The organism is Haladaptatus sp. AB643, from assembly GCF_024136975.1.
Lineage (GTDB): Archaea > Halobacteriota > Halobacteria > Halobacteriales > Haladaptataceae > Haladaptatus.
The window spans coordinates 932,061-941,512 of sequence record NZ_JAMYJW010000001.1; the positions used below are offsets into that span (position 1 = coordinate 932,061).

At 61.5% G+C, this 9,452-nt stretch carries 17 protein-coding genes and 1 tRNA gene; 1 reads left to right on the forward strand and 17 read right to left on the reverse strand.

The features are described from left to right. Position 1 precedes the first annotated feature (1 nt). Genes NKF25_RS04825 through NKF25_RS04905 form a run of 17 tightly spaced genes read right to left on the reverse strand, consistent with a single transcriptional unit; the run spans position 2 to position 8,958 of the window. Complete coding sequence (locus tag NKF25_RS04825; RefSeq protein ID WP_066141852.1) at positions 2-394, reverse strand: 30S ribosomal protein S8; 393 nt, start codon at positions 392-394, stop codon at positions 2-4. Positions 395-396: 2 nt separating this feature from the next. Then, entirely contained in the window at positions 397-573 is a 177-nt protein-coding gene (locus tag NKF25_RS04830) for a 30S ribosomal protein S14 (protein ID WP_066141855.1), read from the reverse strand. Next, complete coding sequence (locus NKF25_RS04835; RefSeq protein WP_253225559.1) at positions 570-1,088, reverse strand: 50S ribosomal protein L5; 519 nt, start codon at positions 1,086-1,088, stop codon at positions 570-572. Before NKF25_RS04835 ends, NKF25_RS04830 begins: the two co-directional genes overlap by 4 nt. After that, entirely contained in the window at positions 1,085-1,789 is a 705-nt protein-coding gene (locus tag NKF25_RS04840; protein WP_253225560.1) for a 30S ribosomal protein S4e, read from the reverse strand. The genes NKF25_RS04835 and NKF25_RS04840 overlap by 4 nt, the downstream gene beginning before the upstream one ends. Beyond that, positions 1,786-2,142, reverse strand: coding sequence for a 50S ribosomal protein L24 (rplX, locus tag NKF25_RS04845; RefSeq protein WP_253225561.1), 357 nt, complete (start codon positions 2,140-2,142; stop codon positions 1,786-1,788). The genes NKF25_RS04840 and rplX overlap by 4 nt, the downstream gene beginning before the upstream one ends. Beyond that, positions 2,139-2,537: a 50S ribosomal protein L14 gene (locus NKF25_RS04850; protein ID WP_049969849.1), complete on the reverse strand. Its 399-nt coding sequence runs from the start codon at positions 2,535-2,537 to the stop codon at positions 2,139-2,141. Before NKF25_RS04850 ends, rplX begins: the two co-directional genes overlap by 4 nt. Then, the gene (locus tag NKF25_RS04855; RefSeq protein WP_253225562.1) at positions 2,537-2,869 is read right to left on the reverse strand and encodes a 30S ribosomal protein S17; all 333 of its coding nucleotides are present in this window, start codon (positions 2,867-2,869) and stop codon (positions 2,537-2,539) included. Before NKF25_RS04855 ends, NKF25_RS04850 begins: the two co-directional genes overlap by 1 nt. Continuing rightward, positions 2,860-3,288, reverse strand: coding sequence for a ribonuclease P protein component 1 (locus tag NKF25_RS04860; RefSeq protein ID WP_066141870.1), 429 nt, complete (start codon positions 3,286-3,288; stop codon positions 2,860-2,862). Before NKF25_RS04860 ends, NKF25_RS04855 begins: the two co-directional genes overlap by 10 nt. A gap of 19 nt (positions 3,289-3,307) precedes the next feature. Then, positions 3,308-3,526, reverse strand: a complete 219-nt coding sequence (rpmC, locus tag NKF25_RS04865; RefSeq protein WP_253225563.1) for a 50S ribosomal protein L29 — start codon at positions 3,524-3,526, stop codon at positions 3,308-3,310. Continuing rightward, positions 3,526-4,485: a 30S ribosomal protein S3 gene (locus NKF25_RS04870; protein WP_253225564.1), complete on the reverse strand. Its 960-nt coding sequence runs from the start codon at positions 4,483-4,485 to the stop codon at positions 3,526-3,528. Before NKF25_RS04870 ends, rpmC begins: the two co-directional genes overlap by 1 nt. Continuing rightward, the gene (locus NKF25_RS04875; protein ID WP_253225565.1) at positions 4,485-4,946 is read right to left on the reverse strand and encodes a 50S ribosomal protein L22; all 462 of its coding nucleotides are present in this window, start codon (positions 4,944-4,946) and stop codon (positions 4,485-4,487) included. Before NKF25_RS04875 ends, NKF25_RS04870 begins: the two co-directional genes overlap by 1 nt. Before the next feature lie 3 nt (positions 4,947-4,949). Further along, positions 4,950-5,375, reverse strand: a complete 426-nt coding sequence (locus NKF25_RS04880; protein WP_066141882.1) for a 30S ribosomal protein S19 — start codon at positions 5,373-5,375, stop codon at positions 4,950-4,952. Then, a complete protein-coding gene (locus tag NKF25_RS04885) occupies positions 5,372-6,094 on the reverse strand; it encodes a 50S ribosomal protein L2 (RefSeq protein WP_253225566.1) in 723 nt (240 codons plus the stop codon). The genes NKF25_RS04880 and NKF25_RS04885 overlap by 4 nt, the downstream gene beginning before the upstream one ends. A 2-nt stretch (positions 6,095-6,096) precedes the next feature. Further along, a complete protein-coding gene (locus NKF25_RS04890; protein ID WP_253225567.1) occupies positions 6,097-6,348 on the reverse strand; it encodes a 50S ribosomal protein L23 in 252 nt (83 codons plus the stop codon). Then, positions 6,345-7,091, reverse strand: coding sequence for a 50S ribosomal protein L4 (gene rpl4p / locus NKF25_RS04895; RefSeq protein ID WP_253225568.1), 747 nt, complete (start codon positions 7,089-7,091; stop codon positions 6,345-6,347). The genes NKF25_RS04890 and rpl4p overlap by 4 nt, the downstream gene beginning before the upstream one ends. A gap of 3 nt (positions 7,092-7,094) precedes the next feature. Beyond that, on the reverse strand, positions 7,095-8,111 hold the full coding sequence (locus NKF25_RS04900; RefSeq protein ID WP_253225569.1) for a 50S ribosomal protein L3: 1,017 nt from the start codon (positions 8,109-8,111) through the stop codon (positions 7,095-7,097). Positions 8,112-8,115: 4 nt separating this feature from the next. Next, positions 8,116-8,958: an RNA methyltransferase gene (locus tag NKF25_RS04905; protein WP_253225570.1), complete on the reverse strand. Its 843-nt coding sequence runs from the start codon at positions 8,956-8,958 to the stop codon at positions 8,116-8,118. Positions 8,959-9,172: 214 nt separating this feature from the next. Here NKF25_RS04905 and NKF25_RS04910 point away from each other — a divergent pair. Further along, positions 9,173-9,243 (forward strand) — tRNA-Gly (locus NKF25_RS04910). The last annotated feature ends 209 nt before the right edge of the window (positions 9,244-9,452 follow it).

Genomic DNA, 9,452 nt, shown 5'->3' on the forward strand with positions numbered 1-9,452 from the left:
GTTAGTAGACGTATGCGATGACCTGGCCACCGATGCCCTCCTCACGGGCTTCGTAGTGGCTCATGACGCCGTGGCTGGTCGTGACGACGAGTGCCCCGTAGTCACGGGCGGGGAGGAACCGTTTCTCCCACTTCTCGAAGTCGTCCTTGCCCACCGAATAGCGGGGCTTGACCGCGCCACATTCGTTGATAGCGCCTTTTAGTTCGACCTCGAACCGACCGGCTTTACCGTCATCGACGAAGTCGAAGCCGTCGATGTACCCGTGGTCGTAGAAGACCTCGAGCACGCTGCCGATCTCGTTCGAAGCGGGCTGTACCGTGTGGGACAGATGACCGACACCTTCGGCGTTGTCCACGCCGGAGAGTGCGTTGCTAAGGGGGTCGTTTCCTGCCATTGTTATCGGTACTTCCTGAATCCCATGTCGCGTGCGATCTCACGGAAGCACTGTCGACACAGATTGATGTCGTACTTGCCGACCAGACCTTGCTTTCGACCACATCGTTGGCACGTTTCCATTTGGCCAGTGCGCTTGGTCGAATGCTCGCCGGTCGCATCGTTTTCACTTTCGCTCATTCATCCACCTCAACGTCGAAGCTGGCCTGGAGGAACGCTAGCGCGTCCTCGGCCGTCAGTCGGTGGTTCGACGGAATCTGGCGGGTGACCTTGTCGCGCTTTGCGACGCGGTATCCCGGCCGAACGAGGTTGACGGTCACGTCAAGCCCGTAGATTCCGACGTTCGGGTCGTACTCCTGGCTCGGGAACTCGGTGTGCTCGTTGATACCGAAGCTGAAGTTCCCGGTCTCGTCGAACTGCTTCGACGAGAGGCTCACGAGCGGGAGCGCCGTTTCGAGGAAGTCGTGTGCTTCCTCGCCACGGAGCGTCACCTTCGCACCGATCGGGTCGCCCTGACGGATACCGAAATCCGGCAGAGTGGACTTCGCCAACGTGCGGACGCTCTGTTGGTCCGTCACGTTTTCGAGGATCTCCTCGGCGTTGGCGAGTTCGCGACCACCTTCACCGACGCCCATGTGGACGACGACTTTCTCCACTTTCGGCTCTCGCATCTCGTGGAATTCGGCTTCGCTCATTCGTCATCCCCTCCCGTGAAGTTCTCGTCGATGACGACGAGGTACTCCTCGACGGTCTCGAACTCGTTCTCGTCGCCGGAAACGGCGACGGTGTTCGAACCGCTGCCGGGCGTCACCGTGATGTCGGTGACTTCGCCGATCTCGCCGGCGTGCTGCCCGCGAACGGCGGTAACGAGACTACCTTCCTCGTACGGGAAGTGGGCAAGGATTTCCTTGTCCTCCGTCCCGACGACGATGGAGTCCTTCGTGTTGTAGTCCGAATCGGACTCGACACGGAGGTTGCTGCCGTCGTGGAGATTGAGTTGCGTTTCGCCACCGGGGACGTTCGTCTTGTCCTCGATTTTCGCCAGTCGGCCGTTCGCCGCATCCTCGTCGATGGGGGTCAGCGCGAGGCGACCACCCTCGTCGGGGAAGACGCGGTAGTACTCGTCGCGTTCTGGGAACGCGAGGATATCGAACATGCCGATGGGTCGCTGTTCGTCACTCACTGATTGTCCGTTCACGAGTACGGAATCTTGGTTGAGCGCGTAGCGGGCTTCCTTCTTCGAAGCAGTGTAGCCCAGCACGTCCCGCAGGATGATGAGGAGCGGGACACCGTCACGACCGTGCGGGCCGGCGCCGGCCTTCACGGTGAACGTGGCGGTCTTTCGCTCGACCGGCCAAGAGTTCGGAACGGAGAGTCGTTTCTGATGGTTGCTCATTCGGAATCACCTTCCAGACGTGCCTCACGGCGGTCGTCGGACAGGTCGAGGTCTGTCACGCGGACGTTGCTCGCCTCGAGCGGTCGCGCGACATCCTCACCGTCGGCCTTTTCGAGGACGACGTCCTCGACGCGAATGGTCGCCGACTTCAGGTCGACGTCCACGACTTCGCCTTCTTCGCCGGCGAAATCGCCGCGCATGACTTCGACCGTGTCGCCCGCGTTGACGCGGACGCTACGCTGGCCGAACTCCTCTCGGAGGTCGTCGGACAACGGCGCTTTGACCTGTTCGTGCCGCTCGTGGAGCGGTGCGCGTTCGGTCCGGTTTCGCTGTTTGCGTGGTTGTCGAGTCATACTATCATCGTAGCTGTGCTTGCGATACTTCCGAACCGCTCTGCGACTTCCTGCGCGATGGGACCCTTGATCTCGGTCCCTCGCGGTTCTTCCACGTCGTCGATGACGACGGCCGCGTTGTCTTCGAATTTGACACGCGTGCCGTCGGGACGACGGATGGACTTTCGCTGTCGGATGATGACGGCTTCGAGCACCTGACGGCGCATCTCCGGCGTCCCCTTCGTGACGGACACGGTGATCTTGTCACCGATGCCTGCCTTGGGATGGCGGCTCTTCGTGCCGTGGTAGCCGGAAACGCTGATGACCTTGAGCTCGCGTGCGCCGGTGTTGTCGGCACAGTTGAGCAGGGAGCCTTTCTCGACGCCCTGTGTCACGTCAGCCTTCAGTGCTTCCATTATTCGTCACCCTCCTCGGTCAGGTTCTCGACGACGACGTGTGATTTCGTCTTCGAGAGCGGTCGGGTCTCTGCGATACGAACCGTGTCGCCAACTGCGAGCGACATGCATTCCGGCGCGTGGGCCGGAACGCGGGAGCGACGCTTCATCTGCCGATCGTATTTCGGCACTGCAACGTCGTACTCTCGCTCGACGACAACGGTTTTATCCATGTCAGTGGAGGCGACTTCGCCCTCGATGATCTGTCCGCGCACGGAAAGCGTTCCGTGGAACGGGCAGTCATCGTGGGAGCAGGTCTCCTCCGGTTCTGGTACATTCAATCCTAACGCCATTTCGAATTTCCTCCAATTTCGGTACGCAATGCGGGTCGTGAGAGCAAATTCGTGCCATCCACCGTAACGTAAGCCACGCCCTCGCCACCGTCGGAAGTGTTCCGACGTGTCTCCGAGCAAGACTCGGAGAAAAGACCAGACTGACCGGAGCGGACTCCAGCAGTTTCCGACCTCCGTTTGGACGCGGTCCCCGCTTCCTTGACGGAAGCGGCGGCTTCATCTGTGAGTTCGAATTCGAACGTCGTGCCCTGTTTTGGTACCTGCCACGACCGAGACGCGGACTCGACCGTAAGCGTGTTCATCGTCTCGGAAACGACCCGTCCCTCGATCGATTCGAGGGATGGGTTCGTCGCCGAGGCGACTCGCACGCGGAGACCGGCGAGTTCGTGTTTCGTTATCGTCTCGGGTGTTAGTGGCATGGTTATGAGGTGTGTGCGATTATTCGTCGTCGTCCGACGCGTCGCCTTCCTCTTGCTGAATCGTCTTGATTCGAGCGATGGTTCGACGGAGTTCCTTGATGCGACCCGGATTCTCCGGGGCACCACCGGCCGCTTTGACTGCCTTCGCGTTGAGCAGTTCCGTCTCGAGCTCTTCGAGTTCGGAACCGCGCTCTGCGGGCGTCATGTCGCGGATCTCTTCGGTGTGAAGGATGGCCATTATTCCTCAGCCTCCTCCTCGGCCTCGTCGTCTTCTTGCGATTCGTCACTCGAACTTTCCGAGGAGCCTTGCTCCTCGCCTTCCATCTCTTCGAGGAGTTCCTCGGCTTCGGCTTCGACTTCCTCTTCGAGCTCGTCGAGTTCCTCCTCGACGGACTCGGTTTCGGACTCGTCAGCTTCCGCTTCGGACTCGTCGTCGATGACTTCCTCGACGACTTCCTCTTCGACTTCGGTCTCGCCGGGTTCCGGCGATTCCTCGTCCTCGTCGGCGCGAAGCTCTTCGAGCTCCTCGTCGCTCGGCTCTTCGATGAGGTCCGCGGCCTCGTTGGCCTCGACCGCTTCCGGAACGAGTTCCTCGGGGCTTGCGCCCTCCTCGATCTGGAAGTCGTCGGGGAGGTCCGCTCCCGGCGGGATGATCTTCACGTCGACACCGATGGTGCCGAGTTTCATCACCGCGACGCCTTGACCGTGATCGACGATGGTCTGTGCGGGTTCACCGTTGTGCTTGATGTAGCCTCGGTTGAACTTCTCCACGCGCGAGCGTGCGCCAGTAACCTTGCCGGACAGGACGATCTCGGCGCCGAGTGCACCGGAGTCCATGATTCGGTCGATGGTCGTGTGACCCGCCTTCCGGAAGTACCAACCGCGTTCGAGCGCGTTGGCGAGCCGATCGGCGACGATACGAGCGTTCAGATCCGGTTCGTCGACCTCTTGAACGTCGATCTGCGGGTCGTCGAGGTTGAACCGCTCACCGAGTTCTCGGGTGATCTTCCGGATGTTCTTCCCGCCCTTTCCGATGACCATACCGGGTTTTTCCGCCTTGAGGACGATCTGGGTCCCCATCGGCGTCTTGGCGACATCCATGCCGCCGTACCCTGCGCGGCCGAGTTCTTCCGCGAAGAACTCGTCTATCTGTGACCGCTGTAGGCCGTCCTGAATGAACTGATGTTCGTCTGCCATTAGTTGTCGACCTCCTCAAGGATGAGTTCGACGTCGACCTCGGGCGTGTTCCACGCGCTTGCGCGGCCGAACGCACGGGGTTTTCGACCCTGCACTTCGCCGACCTTGTGGGCGGCGACGTGCTTGATCTTCATCGATTCGCCGTCGAATCCTTGGGCGTCCGCATTGCTCACGACGTTGTCGAGCAGCGTGATGAACGCCTTGCTCGCCTTCTCCGGGTAGCGACCTGCGTCCCAGCCGTCGATGTCCGAACGGTGACCGACGCCGCTGTTGTGCTGCTTAAACGGCACCGATCGCTCTTCGTTCACGACCTGCTGGAGGTACGCTTTCGCGTCCCTGGCGGTTTTGCCCTTGATCTCTCGGGCAATCGCCTTGCTGTGCTTGTGGCTCATGTGCTGATCCCGAAGCATCCCCTTGGCGGTGGTGTCCGGGTCGGCATCGATGCTGTAGCTGATTCCCATGGTTTATTTGAGTGGTACGAACTTCGAGGAACGGGTCGCACCGATTCCCGCCTGTCCGTGTTCGACCGATGTGCGGGTCAGCTGGAACTCGCCGAGATAGTGGCCCAACATTTCCGGCTCGATTCGCACGCGCTCGAAGTCGCTGCCGTTGTAGACGGCGAACGTCTTGTTCACGAACGATGGGAGCACGGGCATGTCGCGCAGGTGCGTCCGAATCGGGCTGTTCGCCGATTCTTCCTCGGTTTTGTCCTGGGCCTTGTCGAGCAGTTTCTCCTGTTCGACGGTCAACCCGCGAAGGATGCTTCGCCGCATTCGTGCGGGCAACAGTTCCGCGACTTCCTCAAGACTCATGTCCTGCAGTTCGTCGAGGTCGTAGCCGCGATAGGTGAACTCACCCTCGCGTCCTGTTCGGTATTCGTTTCCGCTCATTTGTTACCTCCACGTCCAGTTCGCTTGGACGCGATGTCCCCGACCTTTCGTCCCGGCGGAGCGTCTCGGGAGACACTCTTCGGGCGTCCGGGGTGCTGGCGGCCACCGCCACCGAACGGGTGGTCGACGGCGTTCATCGCCACACCACGCACGTTCGGCCACTTCGTACCGCGAGCCTTCATTTTGTGATATTTGTTACCGGCTTTGACCATCGGTTTCTCCGTCCGTCCGCCACCGGCGACGACGCCGATGGTGGCACGGCACTGGGGCGAGAGTCGTCGGACTTCGCCGCTCGGGAGTTCCACGACAGCAGCCTCTCGGTCGTGCGTGATGAGGTTCGCCCCGACGCCGGATGCGCGGGCGAACTTGCCGCCGTCACCGGGCTGACGCTCGACGTTGCACACCGGAACCCCTTCCGGGATTTCGGCGAGCGGGAGCGTGTTGCCCGGCTTGATTTCGGCGGAAACGCCGACCTGAATCTCTTCGCCAACGCCGACACCTTCGGGTGCGAGGACGAGTCGCTGGTCGCCGTCCTCGAACTCGATGGCCGCGACGGGTGCACTACGGGCGGGGTCGTGTTCGATACCGACCACCGTTCCGGTGACCAAGTCGCCGTCTTCGGCGTTCTTGTGGCTCAGTTCTGCCTTGTATCGGTGCGACGGTGCGCGGAAGGTCGGTCCACCACGTCCACGTCGCTGTCCCTGAATCCTTCGTCCCATTATCAGAACACCCCGATTCGGGAGGCGACGTCCTGTGCGTCGTCGTCGTCCGACAACGAGACGGTCGCCTTCTTCTTCCCTTTCATGGTGACTTGGGTGTTGATCTTCTCGATGGTGACATCGTAGCGGTCCTCGATTTCGTCGCGGATTTCGGGTTTTGTCGCGTCGAGCGACACGATGAACTGGAGCTTGTTCTCGAAGTCCATCTCGTTCATCGCTTTCTCCGTAACCCACGGGTATTCGACGATGCTCATCGGTCAGCCACCTCTTCAAGTGCGCTTTCGGTCCAGACGGTCAGTCGTCCTGCCTGCGTACCGGGGGCGAGGTCTTCCGTGTTGACCTCGCGCGCCGTCGCAACGTCGGCACCGGCGAGGTTTCGCGCTGCGCGCGACGGCTCCTCACTGGTGACAAAGAGGATCGACTTGGGCGTCTTGTACTTGCGGCCACGGGTCGTCCCACGGCCGGCGCGAACCTTCTTGTTGTCCTCCGCGCGTGCGATGTCGGCGTCGATGCCGACGGCTTCGAGGAAGGAAACGACCTCCTGAGTCTTCACGAGGTCTTCGAAGTCGTCGCTCACGACGAGGGGGAGTTCCGTATCCTCGTCGAAGCGGTGTCCGCGCTCCGAGACGCGTTCGGCGTCCGTCGTCGCCGCGATGGCGCTTCGGACGGCCAATTTACGCTCCTTCTTGTTGATCGAGCGGGAGCGGTCCTTCTCCGCTTTCGGCGGGTGTGCGACACGACCGCCCACGGTGAATGGAACGCGAGCACCTCGTCCGTTCGTCTGCGGGACGTGGGCCATACCGCGGCCACTGCCCGGCGACTCGGCGGAGGTACGCATCCCGGCGTGGGGGTCGGTACCGTAGTCCTGTTTCCGGTTTGCCTGTGCGGCGAGCACTGCTCGCTTGATGAGGTCGGTGCGGACGGTCGTTTCGAACACGTCCGGCAGGTCGACCGTATCAGCGTCCTCGCCATTCAGGTTACGTACTGTTGCCTGCATGGGTTATCCCTGGTTGGACTCCGTACTTACGTAGCGCACCTCGGGGTCGAGGCGCGGTTGGTCGGTCGGTCGAACGGCAGGGCGGAAGCGCACGAGGCGCTTGTTCGGGCCCGGCACCGAACCCTTGATGAGCGCGTACGGACCATCGACCTCGCCGTAGTTGACGAAGCCACCGTCGACGGAGGCTTCATCGTCGTCGCCGAGGGAGATGAGACGCTTGTTGAGTTCGGTACGCTGGTGGTAGCCCATCTGACCCAGCTGCGGAACCGTCGAGCGAACGCGCGACGGATTCCACGGGCCGAGGTTACCGATGCGGCGTCTCCAGCCTTGGCGGGCGTGTTTGCCCTTCCGCTTCTGGACGCCCCATCGCTTGACGGGACCCTGCGTTCCTTTTCCTTTCGTGACGCCGCTGGTGTCGAGGTACTCGCCTGCGCGGAACACGTCAGTGATGTCGTGTTCCCCGCCGTCTTCGAGTAGTTCGAGGGCGAAATCGGCGCGCTCGTCGAGGGAGCCGCCGCCGATCCGCGTTTCCATGACGTCCGGTCGTTTCTTCGGTACGTTCTTGAGGTCGCTGGGAACGGTGTGTGTGATGACCCGGAGGTCAGCCACGTCGCCTGCCTCGATGGCCGCGCGGAGGTCCTCCTCCGCGGCGTCGGCGTCGTGGTTCTCCGGAACGTTGAGCGTGCGGCCGAGTTCGTCGTGGAACTCGGTACCCCACACTTCCGTCAGTGGTTTCTTCCCATACGGCGTGTCTTCGTAGGCTCGAAGAGCGACGGCGCGCATTGGGGGCGTCTCGACGATGGTGACCGGTACGGTCTCCTCCATCCCTTCGCGGGGGGAGTTTGCCTCGTCGTTGACCATCACCACATGGGTCATTCCAGCCTTGTAACCCGCGAATCCCTGCAGCGACGGCTGACCGTCACTGTCGGGCCACGAGTTGAAGCGCGGAACTTCGCTCGTCGCGCGCTTTCGGGGGCCGAAGCCCAGCGAACCTTTGCGTGGTCTGCTTGTTTCTGGCATCGTATCACTCGATGTTGAGGGTAAGGCAGCCGAGGGAGGCGAACATCGCTTCTTCAGTTCGCACGACCCCGCTGCCTTGGTTTGGAACCGTATTTAGCCAGAGGTCGAACCGGGCTAGGACGCCGGATTCGACCGTGGAGATTCCTTCGGGTTCTACCCCGAACATCTCCGGCAGTCCTCGACCCGGCGAACCAAAGGCGACGGTCATTCCGTCGCGGTTGGTTCGTCTGACGACTTCGTCGAGTCGTCGAACGGAGAGTGGTTCTCCGTGACGCGACGTGCCGATTGTGACACCGGCATCGTCGCGGTCGAGGGCCGCCGAGAGGTCCGTGCGCGTCACTGTGAGACCCGGAATGGGGTCATCCACGAGCTTCGCACGGACCGGTCTTCTCGAAGAGATCCTGACGGTAACGCGTTCCCCCTCGGCGACCGTCATGGAAGACGGTACGACGAGTGAGATCGGGTGTTGCAGTCCGCAATTGACCCGAACGCGCCCTTCAGGTCCGACCTCGGTCACGATTCCCTGTCTTAACGACCCCGAACCCTCCGATTCGGAGCCGGTCTGTGATGGGGCGCGGAGCGGCGGTAGGACGCCCACGTACTCCAATTCGTCCCGCCTCCCGAATGCCTCCTTTCGGAGGTAGGGCGGTGTGGCGGCGTACTTGAGCACGGTTTCGACGAATCCACCGCCCCACTTGTTCTCGCCTTCCACGTCGTGGAAGACGGTCAAGCGGTCCGCCCGGAATACGGTCGCCGCGCGGGCGACGTAGCCGATCTTACGAGTTGCCTCGCGTTTGTCTTCGGCTTCCCGGACGAGGGACGATGGTACGAGTAGGTTGACGCTCATACCGTTACGCTTCGACGCCTCATCACTAGACTGTAGCGAAGTTTTCGTACTGACGGTTAAAAGAGTGCCGCTTCGGATTCAGCCGCGTGACGTATTCACACGCCCGGTATCCTCGAAATTACGAGAAAAAGAGTGAGTGAATAGTTCACGGGGAGAGTCCGAACTCGCAAGTCTTATACTGTAGTCGGGAATACGAAAGAGTGCAAGCAGCACTGCGCTGGTAGTGTAGTGGTATCACGTGACCTTGCCATGGTCACAACCTGGGTTCAAATCCCAGCCAGCGCATTTCTATCGGGAGCAAACCGTCGAGCACCGCGTGTAGCGCGTGCTCGCCATGGCGTGAGCGATGAAATCGTAGCTGGTGATTTGAATCCTGCGAGTCGCAAGCCCGGAAGCGCAACGACCGAAGGGAAGTGAGCATCCCGGACCGTCTTGCTCTGGTTCAAATCCCAGCCAGCGCACTTCTCTTCGAACCCAAATCCGCGAGCGACTGC

Bases quoted from the DNA above. Each gene is read 5' to 3' on its own strand.
- NKF25_RS04860 (WP_066141870.1), bottom strand. From the start codon at position 3,288: ATGCCACTAACACCCGAGACGATAACGAAACACGAACTCGCCGGTCTC.
- NKF25_RS04825 (WP_066141852.1), bottom strand. From the start codon at position 394: ATGGCAGGAAACGACCCCCTTAGCAACGCACTCTCCGGCGTGGACAAC.
- rpl4p (WP_253225568.1), bottom strand. From the start codon at position 7,091: ATGCAGGCAACAGTACGTAACCTGAATGGCGAGGACGCTGATACGGTC.
- NKF25_RS04900 (WP_253225569.1), bottom strand. From the start codon at position 8,111: ATGCCAGAAACAAGCAGACCACGCAAAGGTTCGCTGGGCTTCGGCCCC.
- NKF25_RS04890 (WP_253225567.1), bottom strand. From the start codon at position 6,348: ATGAGCATCGTCGAATACCCGTGGGTTACGGAGAAAGCGATGAACGAG.
- NKF25_RS04875 (WP_253225565.1), bottom strand. From the start codon at position 4,946: ATGGGAATCAGCTACAGCATCGATGCCGACCCGGACACCACCGCCAAG.
- NKF25_RS04835 (WP_253225559.1), bottom strand. From the start codon at position 1,088: ATGAGCGAAGCCGAATTCCACGAGATGCGAGAGCCGAAAGTGGAGAAA.
- rplX (WP_253225561.1), bottom strand. From the start codon at position 2,142: ATGACTCGACAACCACGCAAACAGCGAAACCGGACCGAACGCGCACCG.
- NKF25_RS04885 (WP_253225566.1), bottom strand. From the start codon at position 6,094: ATGGGACGAAGGATTCAGGGACAGCGACGTGGACGTGGTGGACCGACC.
- NKF25_RS04870 (WP_253225564.1), bottom strand. From the start codon at position 4,485: ATGGCAGACGAACATCAGTTCATTCAGGACGGCCTACAGCGGTCACAG.
- rpmC (WP_253225563.1), bottom strand. From the start codon at position 3,526: ATGGCCATCCTTCACACCGAAGAGATCCGCGACATGACGCCCGCAGAG.
- NKF25_RS04830 (WP_066141855.1), bottom strand. From the start codon at position 573: ATGAGCGAAAGTGAAAACGATGCGACCGGCGAGCATTCGACCAAGCGC.
- NKF25_RS04855 (WP_253225562.1), bottom strand. From the start codon at position 2,869: ATGGCGTTAGGATTGAATGTACCAGAACCGGAGGAGACCTGCTCCCAC.
- NKF25_RS04850 (WP_049969849.1), bottom strand. From the start codon at position 2,537: ATGGAAGCACTGAAGGCTGACGTGACACAGGGCGTCGAGAAAGGCTCC.
- NKF25_RS04905 (WP_253225570.1), bottom strand. From the start codon at position 8,958: ATGAGCGTCAACCTACTCGTACCATCGTCCCTCGTCCGGGAAGCCGAA.
- NKF25_RS04880 (WP_066141882.1), bottom strand. From the start codon at position 5,375: ATGAGCGGAAACGAATACCGAACAGGACGCGAGGGTGAGTTCACCTAT.
- NKF25_RS04840 (WP_253225560.1), bottom strand. From the start codon at position 1,789: ATGAGCAACCATCAGAAACGACTCTCCGTTCCGAACTCTTGGCCGGTC.